Raw genomic sequence first — 24306 nt, 5'->3', positions numbered from 1 at the left:
CGTCGTGTCCCCCGCATGACGGACACGGGACGGACCACCGTCCGATCCGTGCCCACCTCCGCTCCCCGGAGAGGCCATCGTGCCCGATCATCCCCGACGGCACCGCACCGCGCTCGTCGTCGTCCTGTCCATCGCCGCCGTGCTCCTCGTCGCGGTCCTCATCGGCGGCGGCCCCTCCATCGAGCACGCCATCGCGCTGCTCCCCGGCGTGCCCGCGGCGACGGTCGGCATCGCCCTCCTCGGCGTGAGCGGGATCCTGCTCGCGTGGGTCGTGCTCCGCCGCATCGGCGCGCGTGCGCGTGCCCGCGTGCGATCGCGACGGCTCGTCTCGAGCCTCGGCGGCGCCGCCAACACCGGCATCCGAACGCGACCGCTCGTCGCCGCCCTCGCCGAGCTCGACGGCGGACGTCGTCCGCGCCTCGCGAGCCGATACTCCGTCCGCGTCGACGGCGAGGGCGTCTCGCTCTGGTCGGGCGCGCGCACGCCGCGGCGCAGCGCGGGCTTCGCGTGGCGCGAGATCCGGAGCATCCGATGCGACCGTGTGGTCGTCGGCACCGCGAGCGTCCCGCTCGCCGTGTTCCGCGTGCGGCGCGACGGCTCGAGCGTCGAGGTGCCGCTCATGCTCGCCGGCGACCGGATCACGCGCTACGCGCTGCCCGACGAGGCGTTCTACACGACGGTTCGCAGCTGGAAGGCGGTCCACCGCTCCGTGCTCGCGACCGAGGGCCTCGAGCTCCCGCCGCTGACGTCGCCGCTGCCGATCATCACGCCCGAGATGCTCGCCGAACTGTCCGGCCGCCGCTAGCCGCGGCTCGGGGCGGGCACGGACCCGCGGCTCCGTGACGGCCGGGACGGACCGCCCCGCGGTCGTCGGTAGAATCGACGCGTGCTCATCTGCCTCACCGCGAGTCACAAGAACGCCGGGTTCGACATGCTCGAGCGTCTTTCGGCGACCGCGGACGACGCGGGGCGGCGCATCGTCGCCGGGCACGACTCGGTCGCCGGCGCGGTGGTCGTCGCGACCTGCAACCGCTTCGAGGCGTACCTCGACCTCGACCAGGCCGACGGCGACTCGCCCGTCCCCGCCGTGCACGACGCGATCCGCGCGGTCGGCGAGGTCGCGGGCCTCGAACCGGACGAGCTCCGCTCGACGTTCGGCTTCGCACACGGCACGGCCGTCGCGGTGCACCTGTTCGCGGTCGCGTCCGGACTCGAATCGGTCGTGGTCGGCGAGGGCGAGATCGCGGGCCAGGTCCGGCGCTCGCTCGAGCGCGCCCGCACCGAGGGCACCACGACGCGCGAGCTCGAGCGCCTCTTCCAGCGCGCATCGCAGACCTCGCGCAAGGTCAAGAACGCCACGGGCATCGGCGGCGAGGGCCGGTCGCTCGTGCGCCTCGCGCTCGACCTCGCCGAGAGCCGCGTCACCGACTGGGCGCAGGCGAAGATCCTGCTCGTCGGCACCGGTCGCTACGCGGGCGCCTCGCTCGCCGCGCTCCGCGCACGCGGGGCGACGGATGTCTCGGTCCACTCGCCGTCCGGCCGCGCGACGAAGTTCGCGCACTCGCACGACCTCACCGCCGTCCCCGACGGCGGCTACGCCCTCGCCGCGGCTGAGGCCGACGTGATCCTCACGTGCACGACCGTCGAGGAGCACGTGCTCGACCGGGCGATCCTCGACAAGGGTCGCGACCAGCTCGCCCGACGCGACGCGCTGCCGACGATCGGCGCCGGGGTCGCGGGCGGCCTCGCCGAACGTCGGCAACTCATCGTCGACCTCGGGCTGCCCCGGAACGTGGACCCCGACGTGACCGGCATCGACGGCGTCGAACTGCTCGACCTCGAGACGATCAAGATCCACGCACCGATCGAGGAGTTCGGCTCGACCGACGCCGCCCGGGAGATCGTCAGCCGCGCCGCCCGCAACTTCGGCGCCGTGGGCGAGGAGCTCGATCTCGCGCCGACCGTCGTCGCACTCCGCTCGCACGTGTTCGACCTGCTCGACGCCGAGATCGAGCGCGCCCGCATGCGCGGCGACGCGGACGGCCGGGTCGAGGAGGCGCTGCGCCACATGGCCGGCCGCCTCCTGCACACGCCGATGGTGCGCTCGCGCGAGTACGCGCGCGCGGGCGAGCACCGCTCGTTCATCGACGCGGTCGAGGCGATGTTCGGCGTCCGCGCCGCGGAGGCGCCGACGGCGACCGGGATCTCCGGCGTCGAGACCGAGCACGGAACCGACTCGGCCGACGAGGCCGTCGCGGGCTGACCGCGGTACGGTCGGAGCGATGTCCAACGAACCGATCGTCGACGGCCCCGCACTCCGCCTGCCCTTCGACGTCGACGACCTGGCGGCCGATCCGCTCCGCACCGATCGGATGACGCTCCGCCCGCTCGAGGCATCCGACGCCGACGACGTGTGGGAGTACCAGCGCCTGCCCGAGGTGCTGCGCTACATCCCCTGGCCCGAGCGCACGCGCGACGAGGGGATCGAGCACACCCGGAAGCGGGCCGACATGCGCCGCCTCGCGGCCGACGAGGACGCGGTCTTCCTCGCCATCGAGCTCGGCGGCGAGCCGTCGACCGATCCCGCGGCCGACGGACGCGACCGCGTGGTGGGCGACGTGATGCTCCGCCTCTCCTCCGCCGAGCACGCGCGGCTCGAGATCGGGTGGGTCGTGCATCCGTCGTTCCAGGGGCGCGGCATCGCGACCGAGGCCGCGCGGCTCGTGCTCGACTTCGCGTTCGAGGAGCTCAGCCCGCACCGCGTGCAGGCGCTGCTGGACGCGCGGAACGGGGCATCCGCTCGGCTCTGCGACCGACTCGGGATGCGCCGCGAAGCGCTCATCCTCGAGGACGAGTTCAACGACGGCGAATGGCAGGACACCGCGATCCACGGCATCCTCCGCAGCGAATGGGCCGCGGCGCGCGCCTGACGCCGTCGCCGGAACCCGGGACATCCGATTTCCAGACCGAGCCGAACCAAGCGGGCACGACGCACCAGCCCGCCGGAGAGAGCACATGCACCCCATCGACGAGTCCGCCATCCGCGCATCCCTCGTGAACGCGTCCAAGCGCGAGCGCGCCGCGCTCACCCTGCCCGACGAGTTCGCCGCCCTCGACTGGGAGCAGCGCGAGTTCCTCGGGTGGATCGACCGCAAGCTGCCGCAGCAGGCGTACGTCATCGCCGAGGTCGACGGCGAACCCGTCGGCGTCGTGCTGCGCCGGGCCGAGGGGCGCATCCGCACGCGTCCGCAGTGCTCCTGGTGCGAGGACGTGCACCTGCCGAACGACGTCGTGTTCTACACCGCGAAGCGGGCGGGCGACGCCGGCCGGCGTGGCGACACGATCGGCACGCTCGTGTGCGCCGCCTTCGAGTGCCCGCGGAACGTGCGGAAGCTGCCGCCGCTCGCCTACACCGGCTTCGACCGCGAGGCCGCCAGGGAGCGCCGGAAGGACGCGCTGCGCGAGCACGTCACCGCGTTCGTGCGCGCCGTGCGCGACGGGCGCTGAGCCCGCCGCGCCCGCCGGCGGTCGGCTACGCCCCGATGAGCTTCGCCGCGAGCAGGTCCTGCAGCTTGTCGAGCGGCACGCGCTCCTGCTGCATGGTGTCGCGGTCGCGCACGGTCACCGCGCGGTCCTCGAGCGAGTCGAAGTCGACCGTGATGCAGAACGGCGTGCCGATCTCGTCCTGTCGGCGGTAGCGACGGCCGATCGCACCGGCGTCGTCGAAGTCGACGTTCCAGTACTTGCGGAGGTTCGCGGCGAGCTCGCGGGCCAGCGGCGAGAGCTGCTCGTTGCGGCTGAGCGGGAGCACCGCGGCCTTCACGGGCGACAGGCGCGGGTCGAGCTTCAGCACGGTGCGCGAGTCGGTGCCGCCCTTCGCGTTCGGCACCTCCTCGACGTGGTAGGCGTCGACGAGGAAGGCCATGAGCGAGCGCGTGAGGCCCGCTGCGGGCTCGATGACGTAGGGCACCCAGCGCTCGTTCTTCGCCTGGTCGAAGTACGAGAGGTCCTTGCCCGAGTGCTTCGAGTGCGTCGACAGGTCGAAGTCGGTGCGGTTCGCGACGCCCTCGAGCTCGCCCCAGTCGCCGCCGGTGAAGCCGAACTTGTACTCGATGTCGACGGTGCGCTTCGAGTAGTGGCTGAGCTTCTCCTTCGGGTGCTCGAAGAGGCGCAGGTTCTCGGGGTCGATGCCGAGGTCGACGTACCACGCGAAGCGCTGGTCGATCCAGTACTGGTGCCATTCCTCGTCGGTGCCGGGCTCGACGAAGAACTCCATCTCCATCTGCTCGAACTCGCGCGTGCGGAAGATGAAGTTGCCCGGCGTGATCTCGTTGCGGAACGACTTGCCGATCTGGCCGATGCCGAACGGCGGCTTCATGCGGGCCGCCTGCAGCACGTTGGCGAAGTTCACGAAGATGCCCTGCGCGGTCTCGGGACGCAGGTAGTGCAGGCCCGAGGCGTCGTCGACGACGCCGAGGTAGGTCTTCAGGAGGCCCGAGAACGCGCGCGGCTCGGTCCACTGGCCGCGCGTGCCGCAGTTCTGGCAGACGATCTCGGCGAGGCCGCCCTCGGGCGACCGGCCCTTCTTCTCCTCGAACTCCTCGATGAGGTGGTCCTCGCGGTAGCGCTTGTGGCACTGCAGGCACTCGACGAGCGGGTCGGTGAAGACCTCGACGTGGCCGGACGCCTCCCACACCTGCTTCGGCAGGATGACGCTCGAGTCGAGCCCGACGACGTCGTCGCGGCCCTGGACCATGGTCTGCCACCACTGGCGCTTGATGTTCTCCTTCAGCGCGACGCCGAGGGGTCCGTAGTCCCACGCCGACCGCGACCCGCCGTAGATCTCACCCGCCTGGAAGACGAAGCCGCGGTGCTGGGCGAGGGTGATCACGGAATCGAGGCGGCTGGGTGCGGCCATGGTGGCTCCAATGGGGCAGGTCGTCGAGGTGGGCAGGTGCGCGAACGCGCGGTCCTCCCATCCTACGTGGCGCGCCGCGCCGCGCATCGTGCCTCGGGCCCGGTCGGCGCTACCCTGAGCGCACGTCGGAAGGGGACCGGCCATGTGGGAGAGCCTGCTCGAGATCGACATCGTCGCCGACTCCTTCGTCCTCGTGTGGCTCGTGCTGAGCGGCATCCTCGTGCTCTACCTGCTCGCCAAGGAGTGGAGCATCCGCTGGTTCCTCGTGGCCTTCCTCGTGCTGTTCGTGAGTGCACTGATCGGCGGCGGCGTCGTGTGGATCGCGGTGAACGTGCTGAACGCGTTCGGCGGGCCCGTCGACGACGCGGTCTGGCTGTGGGTCCCGCTCGCATTCGCCGGGATCGGCCTCGCGATCTTCAACCTCTGGGGCTCGCGGTGGTGGCGCAAGGTCGTCGCCGGCGTGTCCATCGTCGTGTTCGCACTGACCGCGCTGTTCGCGATCAACGCCGCGTACGGGCTCAACCGCACGCTCGGCTCGCTCCTGCACATCAGCACGGCCGACCCGATCACCCCGATCACGCCGCCCGCGTCGGCGCCGCCGGAGCCCGAGGGCGCGCTGTACACCTGGTGGACGCCGCCCGCCGACCTGCCCGCGACCGGGCGTTCCGGCGTCGTCGACGGAGGCATCCCGAACGCGGTCTCGGGGTTCCCGGCCCGGCCCGCCCAGCTGTACCTGCCGCCGGCCGCGCTCGTGGCGGCCCCGCCGCGCCTCCCGCTGATGATCTTCATGATGGGTCAGCCCGGCGACCCGGACGTCTCGTTCACGGCCGAGGTGCTCGACCGGTTCGCCGCCGACCACGGCGGCCTCGCGCCCATCGTGCTCGTCGTCGACCAGCTGGGCGACCCGTCGGTGGACCCGCTGTGCCTCGACACGTCGATGGGGAAGGTCGAGACCTACGTCATGCAGGACGTCGTGCCGTGGGCGACCGCGAACCTCCACGTCGACCCGCCCGGCCGGTTCTGGACCGTCGGCGGCTACTCGAACGGCGGGCAGTGCGCGCTGTACTTCGGGTCGAAGTACCCGGAGACGTTCGCGAACATCCTCGACATCTCGGGCGAGGAGTTCCAGGGAGCGGACAACGCGGACGCGGTCCTCGCGTCCGTCTTCGACGGCGACGAGTTCGCGTACGACGCCGTGAAGCCGACGACGATCATGACGGCCAAGACCCCCTACCCGGACACCTGGGTGGTGTTCACGGTCGGGTCGGAGGACCCCCATTACCCGCCCGGGGTCGAGCGCAACGCCGAGGCGGCGACGCAGGCCGGGATGCACGTGACGAGCACGACCGTCGAGGGCGCCGGGCACGGCGCCGATGCGCTCACGGGCGGCCTGCAGGCGGGCTTCGACGTGCTCTACCCACGGCTCGAGCTCGCACCGCCGCCCGCGGAGTGAGCGGCCGCGTGCTCCGGCGGGGCGGTTAGGCTGGCGCGGATGCCCCTCCCCGACCTCCTCGTCTCGGCGATCGCGCTCATCCGCGACCGCCGGGTGCTCATGGTGACCGCGCGCGGCCGGGACGTGCACTACATGCCGGGCGGCAAGATCGATCCGGGCGAGACCGCGGCCGAGGCCGCCGCGCGCGAGGCGCTCGAGGAGGTCGCGCTCGAGCTGGACCCGGCGAACCTGGAGGAGCTGTTCGAGGTGCGCACGCTCGCGCACGGCGAACCGGACGGCCGGCACGTGCGGATGCACGTCTTCCTGGCGACGACGGATGCCTCGCCCGTCGCCTCCGCGGAGGTCGGCGCGCTGCACTGGGTCACGACGGCCGACGTCGACCGCTGCCCGCCCGCGGGCCGCGAGGTGCTCCGGCGGCTCGGGGCATCCGGCCTCATCGACTGATCGCGCCGGACCGGACCCGGTTCCGTTCCGGTTCCCAATTCAGGACCAGAGCCGAGCTGGGGCCGTATACGCCCCATGAGGGCCCTGGTCCTGAATTGGGGACCTGGGTTCGCGTCGCTGGGGCCTAGCCGGCCCGGCGGAGCGCGTGCGGGCCGAGCTCGCCCGGGCTCGTGTGGCCCGACAGGCCGAGCGTGAGGTCGAACTCGGCGATCACGTTGCGGATCACCTCGCTCACTCCCGTCGCACCCGCGATCGCGAGCCCGTACGCGTAGGGCCGCCCGAGGCCGACGGCGGTCGCGCCGAGCGAGAGGGCGATCGCGACATCGGCGCCGCCCCGAACGCCCGAGTCGAGGATGACCGGCACCCGACCGGCGGCCCGCTCGGCGACCTCGGGCAGCGCCTCGATCGTCGGCACCGACCGGTCGACCTGGCGTCCGCCGTGGTTCGACACGACGATGCCCGCCATGCCGGCGTCGATCGCGCGCTCGGCGTCGTCGGGGTGGAGCACGCCCTTGAGCAGCACGGGCAGGTCGGTCCACTCGTGGACCTTCGCGATGCGGTCCCAGGTGAGCGACGGGTCGGAGAACACGTCGAGGAAGGTCTCGACCGCGGCGCGCGGCAGCGGCGAGCGCATCGCGTCGGCGAAGCCCCCGCGTACGAGTTCGGTGCCGGCGCCGGCGCGCGCGATGCCCATCGCCGCGGCCACCGACTTCGCGTTCACCCGCACGGGCGGCGCCGACGTGCCGGTCGTCCCGCGTCGGACGCGGTCGCGCACGAGCTCGGCGAACACCGGGTCGCTCGTGTACTGGGCGATGCCCTGGCCGTGCGTGAAGGGCAGGAACGCGAGGTCGAGGTCGCGCGTTCGCCAGCCGAGCAGGTGGGTGTCGAGCGTGATCACGATCGCCTCGCACCCGCAGGCCTCCGCCCGGCGGATGAGCGATCGGTTGAGCTCGTCGGACGAGCTCCAGTACAGCTGGAACCAGCGCGCGCGCTCCCCCATCTCCGCGGTCACCTCCTCCATCGGGCGCGACGCCTGGTTCGAGAGGATGTACGGCACGTCGAGCGCGGCCGCCGCGCGCGCGACCGCGAGCTCGGACTGCGGATGCGCGAGCTCCATCACGCCGAGGGGCGACAGCAGCAGCGGCGACGAGCGCCGCCGGCCCAGCAGCTCGATCGACAGGTCGCGGTCGGCGACGTCGCGCAGCACCCGCGGGATCACCTGCCAGCGGCCGAACGCGTCGACGTTCGCCGCCATCGTGTGCTCCGAGCCGGCGCCCCCGGCGAGGTAGGCGTACGCCTCGCTGCCGAGCCGTCGCCGGGCCGCCGCCTCGAGCCCGGCGGAGGTCGTCGGCACCGCCGGGCGAACTCCTGCGATCCCCGCGCGGTACACCGCCGACTGCGCGCCGCGCGCGAAGCCGCGGGACGTGTCGAGTCGAGCCATCCTGACCTCCTCGTCGATGGATACGCCGGAAACTCTAGCCGTCCGCCCCACGACGGATCGCCCGCCCTAGACTGCGGGAATGGGGGTCGACCGGTCATTCCGCAGCGGGGACCGGGTGGTGTGCGTCACCGAGTCGGGGCGCACCGGCGGCCCGGTCTTCGTGCTCGTGCACGGACTCGGCATGGCGCACGAGTACTGGGACGGCCTCGGCGACGCCCTCGAGCCCACCGGCCTGGTGCTCGCGCTCGACCTGCCCGGCTTCGGCGATGCGCCGGAACCGTCGGCTCCGCTCAGCATGGCCGAGTCGGGCGAGCTCCTCGCGGAGTTCCTCGCCGCCGAGGGACGGGGGCGGGTCGTGCTCGTCGGGCACTCCACGGGCGCCCAGGTCGTGGCCGAGGCCGCGGCGAGGCATCCCGACCTGGTCGACCGGGTCGTCCTCATCGGGCCGAGCGTGAATCCGCGCGAGCGCACGGTGCCGAAGCAGGCGGCGCGATTCCTCCAGGACCTCGCGCTCACCTCGCCGAAGGTGGTCGGAGCCGGCGTGAAGGCGTACGCCGAAGCCGGGCCCCGATGGTTCGCCCGGAACTTGCGCCCGATGATCGAGCACCGCATCGAACGGGTCCTCCCCCGCGTCGCCGCACCGACGCTCGTGATCCGCGGCGAGCACGACCGGATCGTGCCGCGCCCCTGGGCCGAGGAGATCGCGCGGCTCCTGCCCGACGGGCGACTCGTCGAGGTCCCCGGACGCGGCCACGAGACGATGGTGACCGCCGGCGCCATGGTCGGCGAGCTCATCTCGCGGCACGCCGCCGGCGAGGCGGTGGGCAGCGTGCCGCCGCCCGCCGACACGACGTTCGTCGCGGGCACCGCTGCCGGGACGGGTGCGCCGTGGACGCGCGCCGCACGCTGGTGGGCGGCCGACTACGTCTACGCGGGCCTCCGCCAGCTCGCGGTCCTCGGCGCGGGTCGCCGCCCCCGGCACTGGCTGCAGGGCGACGACCGGCTGCCCGACGTGATCCTCCTGCCCGGCGTCTACGAGCACTGGACCTTCCTGCGCCCGCTCGGCGACGCGCTCAACCGGGCCGGCTACCGGGTGCGGACGGTGCACGGCCTCGGGGCGAACCGGCTCTCGCTCGACGACACCAGCACCCGGCTCGCCCGCGCCCTCGCGCGGCGTCCCGCGCCGCCCGCGGGGCGCGTGATCGTCGGGCACAGCAAGGGCGGGCTCATCGGCAAGCACCTGCTGCTCGGCGACACCCGATCGGAGGCCGGCGGCGAGCTCGGCCTGCTCGGCGTCGTCGCCGTGTGCACCCCGTTCGCGGGATCCCGACGCGCCCGGTTCTTCCTCGACTCGAGCATCCGCTCGCTCCTGCCCTCCGACTCGACGATCGTGCTGCTCGGCCGCGCCGCCACGCTGAACGCCCGGATCGTCTCGATCTTCGGCACGTTCGACCCGCACGTGCCGGACGGCAGCGTCCTCGAGGGCGCGACGAACATGCGGGTCCCGGTGCCCGGGCACTTCCGACCGCTCGGCGCGCGCGAGACGACCGACGCGGTGATCCAGGGGCTCGAACTGCTCGCCGGCTGACGGCGAGCCGGTGGCAGGGGTGAGGATGCTCCGCCCGGGGCATCCTCTCGGGGCATCCGCCCGAGGCCTGCGCTCAGTGCACGTACTCGAGCAGGTCGAGGCCGACCATCCGCATGCCGTCGAGCACCGCGAGCCGCGCCGACAGCTGGGTGTCGGCGAAGTACGTCGACACCGCGTACGCGACGCTCGCGCGCGGGCCGCGGAGCACGCCCACCTCGCTGCGGACACCGCCGTCGGTCCCGGTCTTGTTCATCAGCAGCAGGCCGTGGTCGGGGCGCCGGTGCGCGAGCGGGTCGAGGCCGAACGCGCTCGCGACCATCGAGAGGTCGGCGTTGAGCGAGAGCCAGCCGACCACGCGCTGCGACACCTCGGGGCTCACGATCTCGCCCCGCGCGAGCGAGGCGAACAGCCACGTCAGTTCCTTCGCCGCGCCGATCGAGAGCTGCGGCGCGTCGTCGGGGCCGCGGTGGTCGCGCACGAGGTCGAGCAGCGCGGTCCGGGTGAGGCCGAGCTCCTCGGTCCGGGTGCGGACGGCCTGGAGACCCACGTGGCGGAGCAGCACGTTGGTCGCGAGGTTGTCGCTCGCACCGCCGACGAGGGCCGCGAGGTCGCCGAGCGGGAGCGCGGACGCCTGCAGGTGCTGCCAGATGCCGGAGTCGCCCACCGCGTCGCGCGGGTCGCGCTCGAGCGTGAGGAACGCCTCGCTCTCGACGCCGCCGCTCAGTCGGGTCGCGACCTCGATGAGGAGGAGGACCTTGCCGATCGAGGCGGTCGGCATCGTGACGTGGTCGTCGACCGAGAAGAGCACGCGGCCCGACGCGAGGTCGGTGGCCCGCGCCGAGACCTGGACGCCGTTGACCGCGAGCGTGCCGAGCGCGTCGAAGCCCCGACTGAAGTTGTCGGTCGGCTCCTCGGCCTGATGGCGGTTGCGCGGGATCGCCCGGCGGCGCGCACGCCGCTCGGACTCCTGCGAGGTCACCACGGGACTTCCTTCGTTGGCGTGCGGCGTCGTCGGTGGGGCGGCGAAGCCTGGGCGGACGGGTCGGGTCGACCGGCGACTACCAGATGGCGACCCGGTCGGCCGGGTCGAGCCACAGGGCGTCGTCGCTGGTCACGTCGAAGCCAGTGTAGAACTCGTCGATGTTGCGGACGATCTGGTTGCACCGGAACTCGCTCGGCGAGTGGGGGTCGATCGCGAGCAGGCGGATCACCTCCGCGTCGCGGCCCTTCTGCTGCCAGGCCTGGGCCCAGGACAGGAAGAACCGCTGCGCTCCGGTCAGGCCGTCGATCACGGGCGGCTCCTGGCCGCCGAGCGAGATGAGGTACGCCTTCCACGCGATCGCGAGGCCGCCGAGGTCGCCGATGTTCTCGCCGATGGTCAGCGCGCCGTTCACGTGCGGCGGGTCGGCCGGGGCATCCTGTGCGTCCGATCCGTCCGAGGCATCCGACGCATCCGGGGCGTCCGCCAGCTGGGCCGGGACCAGCGGGTCGTACTGGGCGATCAGCGCCTTGGTGCGCTCCTCGAACGCCGCGCGGTCGGCCTCGGTCCACCAATCGGTCAGTCGGCCGTCGCCGTCGTACTTCGAGCCCTGGTCGTCGAAGCCGTGGCCGATCTCGTGGCCGATCACCGCGCCGATCGCGCCGTAGTTCGCGGCCGCGTCGCGCTCGGGCGTGAAGAACGGGTACTGCAGGATCGCCGCCGGGAACACGATCTCGTTGAATCCCGGGTTGTAGTAGGCGTTGATCGTCTGGGGCGTCATGAACCACTCGTCGCGGTCGATCGGCTTGCCGATCTTGCCCAGCTCGCGCTGGAACTCGAACTCCGCGGTCGCGCGGACGTTGGCGACCAGGTCGTCGGCGCCGACCTCGAGGGTCGAGTAGTCGCGCCACTTCACGGGATACCCGATCTTGGGCGTGAACTTCGAGAGCTTCTCGAGGGCCTTCTCGCGCGTCGCCTCGCCCATCCAGTCGAGCTGCGAGATCGACGCACGGTACGCCTCGACGAGGTAGCCGACGAGCTCGTCCATCGACTCCTTGGCCGTGGGCGGGAAGTGCCGCTCGACGTAGATGCGGCCGACGGCTTCGCCGAGCGCCCCCTCGACGAGGGAGACGCCCCGCTTCCAGCGCTCGCGCATCTGCGGCGTGCCGGTGAGGGTGCGGCCGTAGAAGTCGAAGTTCGCCTCGACGAAGTCGTTCGACAGGTACGCGGCGCTGCTCCGGATGACCTGCCACGCGAGCCAGTCGCGCCACTGCGGCAGGCGCTCCTCGGTCAGCAGCTGCCCGAGGCCGGCCACGAACGACGGCTGGCGCACGACGAGCTCGGCGAAGGCCTGCTCGGGCACGCCCATGGCGTCGCGCCACAGCGCGACGTCGACCGGGTCGTCCTCCGAGCCGCCGGCCTGCTGGGCGAACGCGTCCCACGCGGTGAGGTTGTAGGTCTTCTCGCTGTCGCGCGAGTCGACGTTGTTCCAGTGCACGGCCGCGACCGCGGTCTCGAGCTCGAACACGCGCGCGGCGCGGGCCTCGGGCTCGTCGAGGCGCGCGAGCCGGAACATCCGCTCGAGATGGGCGAGGTAGGCCGCGCGGATCGGCTCGAACCGCTCCTCGCGGAAGTAGCTCTCGTCGGGCAGGCCGATGCCGCCCTGCTGCACGAAGACGAGGTAGCGTTCGGGATCGCCGGGGTCGTTGTCGACGAAGAGCTGCGCGAAGCCCGCGACCCCCTGCCGCTCGAGGCGGCCGACGGCGGCGAGGAGCTCGGGGATCGACCCCACGAGGGATGCCTCGAGCAGCTGGCCCGCGATCGGCGTGGCGCCGAGGAGCTCGGCGCGTTCCTCGTTCAGGAAGCTCGCGTAGAGGTCGCCGACCTTGCGCGCCTCGGTGCCGGGATCGGCCTGCTGCGCCTCCTGGATGATGTCGCGGACGGCCTGCTCGGCCTCCTCGTGCAGGAGGATGAACGAGCCGTAGCGCGCCTTGTCGGCCGGGATCTCGGTGCGGTCGATCCACTTGCCGTTGACGTGGCGGAAGAGGTCGTCCTGCGGACGCACCTCCGGGTCGAGCTCGTCGAGTGCGATGCCGGATGCGGAGGCGACGTCGGTCATCCCCCCAGCCTAGGCACACGCGACGACGTTCGGTTCTCAGGGTTGTCGACGGGGGTGTTCAGTGAGGGCACGGACGCCGCGGGGCGCCGTCAGGAGGACGGTGGGCGCCATCGGATCGCACCGGGCGATCCGTGCGGATGCCGGAGGTGGGACACATGGCCCGTCGGGGCCCGCTGCGCGGGCCCGTGCTCCTGATCGCGATGAGCGGACTGCTCGCCGCGATGATGGCGACGTCGGGGTGCGGCATGGCCGCGCCGTCCGCTTCCGACACGGCCGCCGACGCGGCGGCCGCCGGCTCGGCGCGACCGACGCCGACCGGCCGCTGGGAGCCGATGCCCGTCGACACCGGTACGGGGTCGCCCTCCGGCACGGGCGGGACCGGAGTCGAGAGCGACGGCGCGGCCGACGCCGGCGAAGCCGCGCAGGGCGGCGACGGCGCGGACGAATCGGGAGGCGGGGACCGCGTCGGCGAGGACGGCGACGCGGACGACGAGAACCCGGCCGACGGCGTCACGTACGCCTTCGAGTTGCCGCCGAACGACGAGAGCGTCAGCAACCACAACCCCGATGCCTATCGGATGCTCCTCGAGAGCTGCGACCGCGCCGAGGCGTTCCTGGAGTTCTGGATCGGCGAACGCTTCCTGGTGGACGACTACCCCTACTTCCTCGGTGCGAGGTTCCCGATGCTCTTCGCGGCGGGCATCGCGGCGTGCCGGGACGACCGCCAGACGGCGTCGGCGCTCCTGCAGGAGGCTCGCGACCGGTACGGGGTGCTCGGCCTCGTCGGCGATGCCGAGTGCCAGCTGTACATCGCACTCGCGAGCTACGTCGACCGGATGCCGAAGGAGTCGTTCAGCTGCCCGGCGGGGCCGCTGCCCCAGTTCGAGTACGTCGACGGCGTGCTCGTGCACCCGCTGAAACCATCACCGGAGCCGAGCGTTCCGCCGGACGGCTCGACCGGCACCGAGACGCCGAACACTCCATGAGGATTGCTCCGAATCAGGGATTGCCCGGTGACCGCGACTCCCGCGACGCGGGACCGTCGAACACAGGACACGGATCCGGGAGGAGGGGATGGCGATGACGCCATCAGTGAACACCAGGCGAACCGTCGGCATGACGATCGGCGTCACCGCGGTCGGCCTCCTGGGTCTCGGCGCCGTGGGGATCGCGACCGGCGCATTCGGTCCGTTCGGCGTCGAGCCCGGATCGATCGAGGACTCGCACGCGCCCGCGTGGTCGCAACCGCGGTCCGCGCCGACCTCCGGGACGGAGCCGGAACGGCCGACGGAACGACCCGTCGACGCGCCCACGGAGCCGCCGCAACCGGCGGCGGGCGAGTCCGCTGACGACGCCTCCGACGAGACCGGCACCGCGGACGAGTCGGACGGGACGGCGCCGAACGGGGCCGCGGGCCGCGCGAGAGCGACGGGCTCGCAGACTGCACGCCAGCCCGAGCGCGTCGTCTACGGCTTCACGCTCCCGCCCTCCGACCTGAACGTCGACACGGATGTCGCCCAGTACAACGACCTGTACGCGGCCCAAGACCCCGCGCTCCGCGCCGATCGCTGCGACCTGATCGGGAGCCGGCAGCAGGACCCGACGCAGTACACCCGGGGGCCGCGCATTGCGGTGCTCTACCAGGCGGGCTATCTGTACGTGTGCCAGGCGGACCCGGCGAAGGCGTTCCTCTGGACCGACCACGCCGCGGACGAGTACGGCACCGCCGCCCTCGGGCCGGAGGACCAACCGGACTGCCAGATGTACCGGTCGCTCCGGAGCGTGCAGTGGCAGGTCGCCCCGGCCTCGATCCCGTGCGACGACGGCCCCATCGAGCTCGAACCCCCGTACGAGACTGTCATCGATCCCGCAACCGGGTTCGAGGTCAAGGTCGATCCGCTCGAGAAGTTCCGGCAGTCGCAGCAGGTGGCCGCGGCCGCGCGGATCGCCGCCGAGCCCGCCGCATCCGCGTCCGAGCCCGTGGGCGCAACGATCGAAGCGCCCGTCGACGAGTCCGGCACGGCCGCGCCAGCCGTCGAGGAAGCTGCGCCCCCGGCCACCACTGACAGCGAAGCGGATGCCTCCGCCGGCGACGCGGCCGGCGAAGCAGCCCCGGCCACCGCGCCGGTCGAGACGGCTGCGGCGCTCGAGACCGCCGCGCCGGTCGAGCCCACCGAGCCCGTCGAGACATCCGAACCCGCCGATTCACCGGACGCGGCACCGGCCGAAGTCGAGACGGTCGAGCCGGGCGAGCCCTCGGCTCCCCCGGCCGCTCCGGCCGAGTCGGCCGCGCCGGATCCCATCGCGACGCCGGCAGGCGGTGAGGGGACGGAATGATGACCCGCCGCGCGCGCCGCCCGACCGGGCCGCCCATCGAAGCCGGGCTCGGCCTCGGCCTCGGTCTGCTCGCGATCGTCGCGCTCGGGGGGTGTGCCGGGCTCGACGGCTTCGGCGTCTACGACCCGACTCCGTCCGTGGGAGGGACGGCGACGGCGACCGCGCAGCCGACGACCTCCGAACCGACTCCCTCCGGCGATGCCGACGGTGGCGGCGGCGGGAATGACGACGACGACGGCGGCGCCTCGGTCGTCTACGCGTTCACGCTTCCCGCGTCCGATTCCGGGGCGAGCACCAACGACAACGAGGCGTACGTGCTCCTCGCCGGATCGTGCACCGCGGCCCAGGCGTTCCTCGAGTCGAAGGCGCCCGCGTCGCCCGGCGACTTCGGCTACGGCTTCTCGGGCCCGCGATTCACGATGCTGTTGAAGGCCGGGATCGAGGTCTGCCTCGGCAACCTCGACGCGGGACGCGAGTGGACGACCCGAGCGCTCGACACCTACGGCATCGACGCGCTGGGCCCGGAGCTGCGGGCGGAGTGCGGCCTGTACCGGACTCTGCTGAGCGTGCTCGAACAGCGCCCGCAGGAGTCCTACCTTCCGTGCTCGACGGACGGCGAGGTCCCCGGCTGGAAGGACACGCTCGACGAGAACGGGATCCCCGTGCTCCGCGACGACCCCCTCACCCTCGACGTGGACGAGAGCATTCCGCCGCCGACGACCCCGCCCACCGACGGCTCAGCGCCGCCCACCGACGGCTCAGCGCCGCCCACGAGCCGGACCGCCGCCCCGGTTCCCGGCGACCCGGACGCCACGACCGTCGAAGGGAGCGCACCATGATCCCGCGCACGCTCCGACGCTCCGACGCGGACCCCGCCGGACGGCCGTCGTCCCGGACCCCGGGAGCCGCGGCGAGCGCGCCGGACTCCGAGGCCGACGACGAAACCCGCGGCGCGCTCGTCAAGAGCCTCGTCGCGATCCTCCTCAACGTCGGCGTCCTCACCGCCCTCGTCGTCTACTTCGGGTGGGCACGCGCGGAAACGATGGCGAACATCCTCGGCATCGACGAGGCGATCCTCGACATGACGGTCGACGAGTACGCGCGTCGGGCGGTGCAATCCGTCATCATCCTGCCGATCATCGCGGGGATCGCCGGACTCGCCTGGGTGGCGTTCGACCAGTGGTGGCGTCGGCGACTCGACGTCCACGGACCCGACGACGCGAAGGTGCGGTTCTGGGCCCGTTGGATGTGGCTCGTCGCGGTCGCGACCGCCGTCCTCGGCGTCGTCTCCGCGTGGGCCGCCGCGAACGTCCCCGAGATCGCAGCCCAGGCGTTCATCGCGTTCCCGTTGCTCTGGGGCGCCGCGCTCCTCCTGCTGCTCTACGGCGTGCACCTGCGCGGGATGTCGCCGGACGCCGTGCAGATGGCGCCCATGACGACCGGGATCCTCCGCGGATCGACGGCGGTGCTCGTCGCGGTCGGGCTGTTCTGGTCCGCCGCGAACTACGCGACGGTCGAGGGCACGAACCTCGCATACGCGTTCGAGCCCCGGGACCTGCCCGGCGTCGAAGTCGACAGCACCGAGCCGCTGGATCTCGTCGCGCCGGGAGTCGTGGCCGGGTGCCTGGTCGACGGGGATGCGACACGGTACCGGTACCGCGGGCTCCGCCTGCTCGAGAGCACCGGCGGCCGGTACTTCCTGATCTCCGACGATTGGACCCGCGAGTACGGCGTCGTGATCGTGCTGCCCATCTCGTCCGAGACGACCCGCTTCACCTTCGTCCGCGATGTCGACCAGCAGCGACCTGACGGTGGCTTCACCGCATGCGACGATGCGCCGCAGGCGACCCAGGCGACGCTGACGGTCCCCGCGACTCCGGAACCGGCGCCCTGATCGCGCCCGATCGCGCCCGGATTCCCTAGGCTCGGAGCCGAAACCCCCGGAATCCGGAAGGCCCACGCATGAACACGTTCCTCAACATCGTCTGGCTGCTCCTCGCGGGCATCTGGCTCTGGATCGGCTACGCGCTCGCGGGCCTGGTCATGTGCATCCTCATCGTCACGATCCCGTGGGGCATCGCGTCGTTCCGGATCGCCGGCTACGCGATCTGGCCGTTCGGCCGACGCGTCGTGCAGAAGCCGACGGCCGGCGTGTGGTCGTTCCTCGGCAACGTGATCTGGGTCATCCTCGCGGGCTGGTGGCTCGCGCTCGAGCACCTGCTGACCGGCATCCTGCTCTGCATCACGATCATCGGCATCCCGCTCGGGATCGCGAACTTCAAGATGATCCCGGTCTCGCTCGCCCCGCTCGGCAAGGAGATCGTCGACGAGTGAGCGGATGCGCACCGGCATGACATGATCGCCCGGTGTCCACGATCGCACGGTGGCCGCTCAGCGGCGCGCCCATCCTCCTCACCCTCGCCAGCGCAGGCATCGGCTCCGCGCTGTTCGGCCTCGTCGCGAAGTTCAGCCCCGACGCGTTCAACGCGTTCCCGCTGTGGCCCGCCGTGGCGATCGCGGCGACCTTCGTCGTGTTCGTCGGCGGGCTCTCGCTCGCGTACCCGCGGGTCGACGTCGACCTCGACGCCGGAACGGTGCGGTTCGGCCGGCGCACGGTGCCGATCTCGAGCCTCACGCGGGCGACGCGCAGTCATTCGACGGGGGGTGCAGCGACCTACCTCGTCTATCGCCTGTTCTCGGACACCGGGGCATCCGTGCGGATCATCGTCGCCGGAGGGCCGATGCGTCCGATCCGGCAGGACGGCGCCGCCGCGCTCGTCGCCCTGATCGAGCGCGCGTCGATCGTCGAGCCGCACCGCGACGCCGCCGCCGAGGCGGCCGGCCTGCTCGCCGAGTCGGTGCTGTCCACCGGGCGCTCGGTGCCGATCGGCCCGTCCGGCATGCTCCGCGAACTCGCGGCCGTCCACGGCGTGCAGGTGTCCGGGGCGGTCGCGACCGCGGCGAGCGTTGGCGACGCGGCGAGCGCGTCGGGACCCGTTTCCGCCTCGGCGGCCGCACACGCATCCGCGTCGCCCGAACCCGCGCGATCGGCGGGCTGGTCGAGCCTCCCGCTCGAGGACCGCATCACGGCGTGGGAGCGGGACGACGCCGACGCCCTGGCGGTGGTCGCGGAGCTGCGTTCGGCTCCGCTCGTGTTCCGCGCCGCCTCACGGTGGGTGCTCTGGCTCTCGGTGCTCGCCTTCGTCGTCGCGTTCGGTGCGGGCGTCGCGGGCGTCGACGAGGCGTGGCCCGTCGTACTTCCGTTGTTGATCGGATTCCTGCTGGGCTGGATCGGGTCGCGGATCGCGACCGATGTGCGGTCGGCCGACGTGCGCCGCGCCGCGCAGACGTGGCTCGACGCCGACCCCGAGCGCCGCGAGCGCGGCCTGCCCGGCCCGTTCGAGGCCGGCTGGCCGCTCGCCGGCCCGGCCACCGCCACCTGGTTCTACTGGGCGGGCGTGGCGATCGGCCCCGTGGCGCTCCTGTTCGGCATCCTCATGCTCACGTTGCCGTCCGAGGGCTCCGTGCAGATCGCGCCCCTCGGCGTGACCCTGACGGCGATCGGCCTGGTCGCGGTGGCCGCCGGTACCTGGGGCGGGATCGTGAAGTTCCGCGAACGGCGCCGCCTCGTCGTCGAGGCGACGACCCTCGCCATGCCGCGGCTCGAGGCGCTGCAGGAGATCGCCGCACGGGCATCCGAGGAGCAGACCGCCTGAGCTCGCCCGGCCCGAGCCGCCCGCGAGCCCGCGCGCTCGCGACCGGCGGCGCCCGGCGCATCCGATCGCTCCCGGCCGTACGCTCGAAGGCATCGTGACCTCGCCTGCACCTCGCACCGTCGACCGGGACATCCTGCGCCTCGCCGTGCCCGCGCTCGGCTCGCTCATCGCCGAGCCGCTGTTCCTGCTCGCCGACACCGCGATGGTCGGGCACCTCGGCGCGACGCCGCTCGCCGGCCTCGGGCTCGCGAGCGCGATCCTGCAGACGATCATCGGGCTCATGGTGTTCCTCGCCTACGCGACGACGCCCGCGGTCGCGCGCCGCCTCGGCGCGGGCGACGAGCGCGGCGCGGTCACCGCGGGCATCGACGGGCTGTGGCTCGCGGTCGCGCTGGGCGCGGTGCTCGCGGTCGCCGGATGGCTCGCCGCGCCGTTCCTCGTCGGCCTGTTCGGGGCATCAGCGGAGGTCGCCGAGCAGGCGACCACGTACCTCGAGATCTCGATGGCGGGCCTGCCCGCGATGCTCATCGTGTTCGCCGCGACCGGCCTGCTGCGCGGCCTGCAGGACACGCGCACGCCGCTCTGGGTCGCTGGCCTCGGATTCGCGGCGAACATCGCGCTCAACTTCTGGTTCATCTACGGCCTCGGACTCGGCATCGCCGGGTCCGCGCTCGGCACGGTCGTCGCGCAGTGGAGCATGGTCGCGGTGTACCTCGTGATCGCCGCGCGGCACGCGATCCGCACGCACGCGAATCCGTGGCCGCACCGCGAGGGGCTGCTGCGCGGCGCGGCATCCGGTGGCTGGCTGTTCCTGCGGACCGCGAGCCTGCGGGCCGCCCTGCTGCTCTCGACGTGGTCGGCGACGGCGCTCGGCCCGGACGAGCTCGCGGCGTACCAGGTCGCGATCTCGATCTACTTCACGCTCGGATTCGCGCTCGACGCACTCGCGATCGCCGCGCAGGCGCTCATCGGCAAGGGGCTCGGGTCGGGGGATGTCGCGCACGTGCGCGCCGTGCTGCGGCGATGCCTGCAGTGGGGCGTGGGCTCCGGCGCCGCGATCGGAGTCGTGGTGATCGCGACCGCGTGGGTGCTCCCGCAGCTGTTCACCTCGTCGGCCGAGGTCGCGGCGATGCTGCCGCCCGCCCTCGTCGTGCTCGGCGTCTCGGCGCCGCTCGGCGGCCTCGTGTTCGTGCTCGACGGCGTCCTGATCGGCGCGGGCGATGCGCGGTACCTCGCCTGGACGGGCCTCGTGAACCTCGCGGCCTACGTGCCGCTCGCGTTCGCGGCGGTCTGGTGGGCGGATGCTTCGGGCGCGTCGTCGGCCGCGTCGCTGGCGTGGCTCATGGCGGCGTTCGCGATCGGATACCTCGCGGCGCGCGCGGTGACGCTGTCGCTTCGCGCGCGCGGGGCGGCCTGGATGGTCGTCGGGGCGGCGTAGCCCGGTCGCGCGAATCGACCGTTGGGCGGAGCCGGGGCGTCGGTTCGAGCGACCTCGCGTGGCGATGGCTCGCAACCCGTGTTACGGGGGGCGCGGGCCGGGGGGACGAACGGAGCCCTGCTCCTGAAATGGAGCGGATGACGAGATTCGAACTCGCGACCCTCACCTTGGCAAGGTGATGCGCTACCACTGCGCCACATCCGCGTTGCGGCACCGGGATGCCGCGTAAACGACCCTACCCCATGCGGCGCGCCGGACCCGCCCGCGGCGCCTCGTCGGCCGTCCCGCTCGGTTCCCGACCCCGGCTCAGCGCGAGGGCGCGGCCGTCGTGTCGCCGATGTGGAGCGTGCTCGTGAACGCGACCGACTCGGGCTCGCCGCCGGTGAGCATCCGCACGACGGCCTCGCCGGCCGCACGGCCCTTGTCACCCGAGGGCTGGTCGAGCGTGGTCAGGTCGTGCTGGAGCCCGTCGACGCGGATGCCGTCGAATCCGAGCACGCTGAGGTCGCGCGGCACGTCGAGCCCGAGTTCCTCCGCGGCGCGGATCACACCCGCCGCGAGCAGGTCGCTCTGCGCGATGATCGCGGTCGGGCGCGGGCGGGAGGCATCCGACAGCAGCGCGAGCCCGGCCTCCCGGCCCGCCTCGATCGACGAGGTCGCGGTCGCGACGGCGGGGGCATCCGGGAACACGGCGCGCGCGCCCGCGAGCCGCTCGAGCGTGACCGCGGTCGTGCCGCGGGCCATGAGCTCGGCGGTCACGGGGCCGCGCGTGCGGGCATCGTCGAACGGGAGCGTCACGATCGCGATCTCGCGGTGCCCCAGGCGGTGGAGGTACTCGGCGCCGCGGCGCGTGGCCTGCTCGTTGTCGATCGTGATCTGCGGGATGTCGTCGCCGGGCGTGCCCTCGATCGCCACGGTCGGGATGCCACGCCGGCGCAGCGCCTCGACCGACTGGTCGAGCCGCGGGCTGCAGCCGATGAGCACGACCGCGTCGACCGGCGCGCTCTCGATCGAGACGGGGGCGTCGGGGGCGCCGCTGTCGGTGAACAGGAGGAGGCCCGCGCCGAGCGGCGCGATCCCCTCGGCGATGCCGTCGAGCGTGCGGATCTTCACCGGGTCGAGGAAGGCGGCGCGCACGCGCTCCTCGAGCACGACGCCGACGATGCCGCTGCGGCCTCGCCGCAGGGACCGGGCGCGCGGGTCGGGACCGGCGTAGCCGAGCTCGGCGGCTGCGGCGAGCACGCGCTCCTTCGTGGCATCCGACACGGGGCCGGAGCCGCTGAAGGCGAGTGACGCGGTGGACGCGGACACGCCGGCCCTGGCTGCGACATCGGCGAGGGTCGGATGCCTCGGCGCGGAGTCGATGGACATGGGTCGCTCCTCGGGCGGCGGCCGTCGGCGGTCGCCGACTCGCCCCGATTGTAGGGCATCCTCCTCGAATCGATTCGAGAACCGGCCGATCGGTGCGCCCGTCGCCGAACGCATGAGATTCCCGGGTTCGGGACCGGTGCAGGATGCTTCTGCCCGATTCTCATGCGTTTCGGAGTGGCTGGTGGAGGCCGGCGTAGGGCGGCCGGCGGCAGCCCCCGTCCGCATGCCTAGGCTTGGCGCATGCCCACCGCACTGATCACCGGCGCGAGCTCCGGCCTCGGCGCCGAGTTCGCCCGTCAGCTGGCCCGCAAGGGAGCGGACCTCGTGCTCGTCGCCCGCGACCGGGACGCCCTCGACCGCCTCGCCGACGAGGTGCGCGCGCGCTCCGGCGTCGCCGTCGAGGTCCTGCCGGCCGACCTGACGCTCCCCGCCGAGCTCGCGTCCGTCGTCGAACGGGTCGCCGACCCCGAGCACCCCGTCGACCTCCTCGTGAACAACGCCGGCTTCGGACTCCCCCTCGACTTCGCGCGCAACGACATCGAGGACGAGGTGCGCCACCTCGCGCTGCACGTCGAGGTGCCCATGCGGCTGACGCACGCCGCCGTCCACGCGATGCTCGAACGCAAGGGCGGCCGGATCATCAACGTCGCGTCGGTCGCCGGGTTCATCCCGCGCTCGACGTACGGCGCGTGCAAGGGCTGGCTGATCAGCTTCAGCCGGTGGGCGAACGGGCAGTACGCCTCGAAGGGCGTGACCGTGACCGCGGTCTGCCCGGGATTCACGCACACCAATTTCCACGAGCGCATGGGGGTCGCGCCCGGCAAGGAGGGCGTGCCCGCCTGGATGTGGCTCGACGCGAAGGCCGTGGTGTCCGAGGGCCTCCGGGATGCCTCGCGCGGCAAGGGCGTCTCGGTGCCCTCGCTCCGGTACCGCACGCTCGTCGGGTTGACGCGCCTGGTTCCGGCCGGCCTCTCGTCGAAGGTCGGCGAGCGCGGGCGGTAGGCGCGTCCACCGGGGCACGCAGCGGCGTTGCCGCCCGTCCCGCGTGTTCGGGAGCGGCGAAGGGTGCTACCCTCGAATCGATTCGACTCGAATCGATTCGAGCCGCTCGACCCACCAGGGACGGTCGAGCACCCGCACGCCACTTCCGAGGAGCAGCAATGGCGCACGACGCATCCATCGATAGCGTGGAGTCCGTGGCCGACATCGGACGCCGCGAGACGGGGGCGCACGCGGCGCGCACGCCGCGCGAACTGCGCGCATGGCGCAACGCGATCTTCGCGATCTTCTTCCTCTCGGGCCTCAGCCTCGCGAGCTGGGTGGCGCGCATCCCGGCGGTCCGCGACTTCACCGACCTGACCACGCAGGGCGTCGGCCTCGTGATCCTCACCGGCTCGATCGCGTCGGTCGTCGGCCTCGTCGTCGCGCCCATCGTGCTCGCCCGCTTCGGCCCGCGCATCGGCATGGCCTCGACCCTCATCGTGGTGTCGGCCGGGCTCGTGCTCGTCGGGCTCGGCGGCTCAGTCGTGCCGTCGATCCCGCTGCTCGTCGTCGGGCTCGTGCTGGCAGGCTTCGGCAACGGCACGGTCGACGTGATCATGAACGTCGACGCGGCCGAGGCCGAGCGCGAGATCGGCCGCACGGTCATGCCGCTCATGCACGCGTTCTTCAGCTTCGGCACGGTCGCCGGCGCCGGCTTCGCCGCGCTCGCCTCGGCGCTCGGCCTCTCGGTCGCGCCGCACCTCGCGATCGTCGCGGTCGTGATCGCGATCGGCGCGATCGTGGCGGTCCGATTCGTGCCGCATCGCATCGAGCTCGGCGACCCGGCCGCGGCGGGCGAGTCGGATGCCCCGGCCGCACGCGTCCCGTGGACCCAGCGCCTGCGCCGCAACCTCTCGGTGTGGGGCGACCTGAGCCTGCTCGCGATCGGCCTCGTCATGCTCGCGATGTCGTTCGCCGAGGGCAGCGCGAACGACTGGATCGCGCTCGCGGTGGTCGACGGCCACGGCTTCGACGAGACGACCGCGGCAGCGGTGTTCACGGTGTTCACGGTGGCGATGACCGCCGCGCGGGTGCTCGGCGGCCCGGTGCTCGACCGGTTCGGGCGGGTGCCCGTGATCCGGATCGAGGCGCTCGTCGGGGTCGCGGGCCTCGCGCTGTTCATCTTCGGCACCCAGCTGTGGATGGTCGTGTTGGGTACCGTCCTCTGGGGCATCGGCGCGTCGCTCGGATTCCCCGTCGGCATGTCGGCGGCCGCGGACGTGCCCGACCGTGCGACGGCCGCGGCGCGGGTGTCGGCGGTCGCGATGATCGGCTACACCGCGTTCCTGGTCGGCCCGCCGCTCCTCGGCCTCATCGGCCAGCAGTTCGGCGTGCTGAACGCGCTGATCGTGCTGCTCGTGCTCATGGCCCTCGCGTTCGTCGCGGCGCCCGCGGTGCGCGAGCGGAGCCGGTCGGGGCACGGAGGCTGAGCGCGGCCTCGATGCGCGGCGGCGCTACTCC

The 24306-nt window shown here is 72.8% G+C and carries 21 protein-coding genes and 1 tRNA gene; 16 read left to right on the top strand and 6 right to left on the bottom strand.

Annotation, left to right across the window (positions count from 1 at the left end):
• Positions 1 to 79 precede the first annotated feature (79 nt).
• The 4 genes from ACDF64_RS05550 to ACDF64_RS05535 all read left to right on the top strand — a co-directional run bounded on the left by ACDF64_RS05550 (position 80) and on the right by ACDF64_RS05535 (position 3507).
• A complete protein-coding gene (locus tag ACDF64_RS05550; protein ID WP_394553942.1) occupies positions 80 to 805 on the top strand; it encodes a hypothetical protein in 726 nt (241 codons plus the stop codon).
• 81 nt (positions 806 to 886) lie between these two features.
• Positions 887 to 2263, top strand: a complete 1377-nt coding sequence (locus tag ACDF64_RS05545; RefSeq protein ID WP_394553941.1) for a glutamyl-tRNA reductase — start codon at positions 887 to 889, stop codon at positions 2261 to 2263.
• Between the two features lie 19 nt (positions 2264 to 2282).
• A complete protein-coding gene (locus ACDF64_RS05540; RefSeq protein ID WP_394553940.1) occupies positions 2283 to 2930 on the top strand; it encodes a GNAT family N-acetyltransferase in 648 nt (215 codons plus the stop codon).
• A gap of 85 nt (positions 2931 to 3015) precedes the next feature.
• Positions 3016 to 3507 (top strand): FBP domain-containing protein, encoded by a 492-nt coding sequence (locus ACDF64_RS05535; RefSeq protein ID WP_394553939.1) that lies wholly within the window; start codon positions 3016 to 3018, stop codon positions 3505 to 3507.
• Positions 3508 to 3532: 25 nt separating this feature from the next.
• Here the strand turns inward: ACDF64_RS05535 and ACDF64_RS05530 are convergent, their stop codons facing one another.
• Positions 3533 to 4918, bottom strand: a complete 1386-nt coding sequence (locus ACDF64_RS05530; RefSeq protein WP_394553938.1) for a glycine--tRNA ligase — start codon at positions 4916 to 4918, stop codon at positions 3533 to 3535.
• A 142-nt stretch (positions 4919 to 5060) separates the two neighbouring features.
• On the opposite strand from ACDF64_RS05530, the gene ACDF64_RS05525 reads away from it, so the two are divergent.
• Positions 5061 to 6371 carry an alpha/beta hydrolase-fold protein gene (locus ACDF64_RS05525; protein WP_394553937.1) on the top strand — a complete coding sequence of 437 codons (1311 nt, stop codon included), beginning with the start codon at positions 5061 to 5063 and terminating at the stop codon, positions 6369 to 6371.
• Positions 6372 to 6410: 39 nt separating this feature from the next.
• On the top strand, positions 6411 to 6815 hold the full coding sequence (locus ACDF64_RS05520; RefSeq protein WP_394553936.1) for an NUDIX domain-containing protein: 405 nt from the start codon (positions 6411 to 6413) through the stop codon (positions 6813 to 6815).
• 124 nt (positions 6816 to 6939) lie between these two features.
• On the opposite strand, the gene ACDF64_RS05515 is transcribed toward ACDF64_RS05520, so the two are convergent.
• Positions 6940 to 8256, bottom strand: a complete 1317-nt coding sequence (locus tag ACDF64_RS05515; RefSeq protein ID WP_394553934.1) for an alpha-hydroxy-acid oxidizing protein — start codon at positions 8254 to 8256, stop codon at positions 6940 to 6942.
• Between the two features lie 79 nt (positions 8257 to 8335).
• Between ACDF64_RS05515 and ACDF64_RS05510 the strand changes: the two genes are divergently transcribed.
• Positions 8336 to 9844, top strand: a complete 1509-nt coding sequence (locus ACDF64_RS05510; protein WP_394553932.1) for an alpha/beta fold hydrolase — start codon at positions 8336 to 8338, stop codon at positions 9842 to 9844.
• A 73-nt stretch (positions 9845 to 9917) separates the two neighbouring features.
• On the opposite strand, the gene ACDF64_RS05505 is transcribed toward ACDF64_RS05510, so the two are convergent.
• Complete coding sequence (locus tag ACDF64_RS05505) at positions 9918 to 10826, bottom strand: serine hydrolase (protein WP_394553930.1); 909 nt, start codon at positions 10824 to 10826, stop codon at positions 9918 to 9920.
• A 76-nt stretch (positions 10827 to 10902) separates the two neighbouring features.
• Positions 10903 to 12942 carry a M13 family metallopeptidase gene (locus ACDF64_RS05500; protein ID WP_394553928.1) on the bottom strand — a complete coding sequence of 680 codons (2040 nt, stop codon included), beginning with the start codon at positions 12940 to 12942 and terminating at the stop codon, positions 10903 to 10905.
• A gap of 155 nt (positions 12943 to 13097) precedes the next feature.
• Between ACDF64_RS05500 and ACDF64_RS05495 the strand changes: the two genes are divergently transcribed.
• The 7 genes from ACDF64_RS05495 to ACDF64_RS05465 all read left to right on the top strand — a co-directional run bounded on the left by ACDF64_RS05495 (position 13098) and on the right by ACDF64_RS05465 (position 20433).
• Complete coding sequence (locus ACDF64_RS05495; RefSeq protein ID WP_394553927.1) at positions 13098 to 13928, top strand: hypothetical protein; 831 nt, start codon at positions 13098 to 13100, stop codon at positions 13926 to 13928.
• A gap of 94 nt (positions 13929 to 14022) precedes the next feature.
• Complete coding sequence (locus tag ACDF64_RS05490) at positions 14023 to 15279, top strand: hypothetical protein (RefSeq protein WP_394553925.1); 1257 nt, start codon at positions 14023 to 14025, stop codon at positions 15277 to 15279.
• Entirely contained in the window at positions 15276 to 16118 is an 843-nt protein-coding gene (locus tag ACDF64_RS05485) for a hypothetical protein (RefSeq protein WP_394553923.1), read from the top strand. Before ACDF64_RS05490 ends, ACDF64_RS05485 begins: the two co-directional genes overlap by 4 nt.
• Positions 16115 to 17173 (top strand): hypothetical protein, encoded by a 1059-nt coding sequence (locus ACDF64_RS05480; RefSeq protein ID WP_394553922.1) that lies wholly within the window; start codon positions 16115 to 16117, stop codon positions 17171 to 17173. The genes ACDF64_RS05485 and ACDF64_RS05480 overlap by 4 nt, the downstream gene beginning before the upstream one ends.
• A gap of 68 nt (positions 17174 to 17241) precedes the next feature.
• Positions 17242 to 17613, top strand: a complete 372-nt coding sequence (locus ACDF64_RS05475; RefSeq protein ID WP_394553920.1) for a YccF domain-containing protein — start codon at positions 17242 to 17244, stop codon at positions 17611 to 17613.
• Between the two features lie 32 nt (positions 17614 to 17645).
• Complete coding sequence (locus tag ACDF64_RS05470) at positions 17646 to 18995, top strand: hypothetical protein (protein WP_394553918.1); 1350 nt, start codon at positions 17646 to 17648, stop codon at positions 18993 to 18995.
• Between the two features lie 94 nt (positions 18996 to 19089).
• A complete protein-coding gene (locus ACDF64_RS05465; RefSeq protein WP_394553917.1) occupies positions 19090 to 20433 on the top strand; it encodes an MATE family efflux transporter in 1344 nt (447 codons plus the stop codon).
• Between the two features lie 129 nt (positions 20434 to 20562).
• Here the strand turns inward: ACDF64_RS05465 and ACDF64_RS05460 are convergent.
• Together ACDF64_RS05460 and ACDF64_RS05455 are read right to left on the bottom strand one after the other, a co-directional pair.
• Positions 20563 to 20637: transfer RNA gene (locus ACDF64_RS05460), tRNA-Gly, on the bottom strand.
• A 102-nt stretch (positions 20638 to 20739) separates the two neighbouring features.
• The gene (locus ACDF64_RS05455) at positions 20740 to 21804 is read right to left on the bottom strand and encodes a LacI family DNA-binding transcriptional regulator (RefSeq protein WP_394553916.1); all 1065 of its coding nucleotides are present in this window, start codon (positions 21802 to 21804) and stop codon (positions 20740 to 20742) included.
• A gap of 240 nt (positions 21805 to 22044) precedes the next feature.
• On the opposite strand from ACDF64_RS05455, the gene ACDF64_RS05450 reads away from it, so the two are divergent.
• Both ACDF64_RS05450 and ACDF64_RS05445 read left to right on the top strand, forming a co-directional pair.
• On the top strand, positions 22045 to 22806 hold the full coding sequence (locus tag ACDF64_RS05450; protein ID WP_394553915.1) for an SDR family NAD(P)-dependent oxidoreductase: 762 nt from the start codon (positions 22045 to 22047) through the stop codon (positions 22804 to 22806).
• Between the two features lie 194 nt (positions 22807 to 23000).
• Positions 23001 to 24275, top strand: a complete 1275-nt coding sequence (locus ACDF64_RS05445) for an MFS transporter (protein WP_394553914.1) — start codon at positions 23001 to 23003, stop codon at positions 24273 to 24275.
• Positions 24276 to 24306 lie beyond the last annotated feature (31 nt).

This window comes from Agromyces sp. MMS24-JH15 (genome assembly GCF_043518605.1).
Taxonomy (GTDB): Bacteria; Actinomycetota; Actinomycetes; order Actinomycetales; family Microbacteriaceae; genus Agromyces.
Note: the sequence above shows the minus strand (reverse complement) of the source record. Positions and strands in the feature narration are given on the sequence as shown.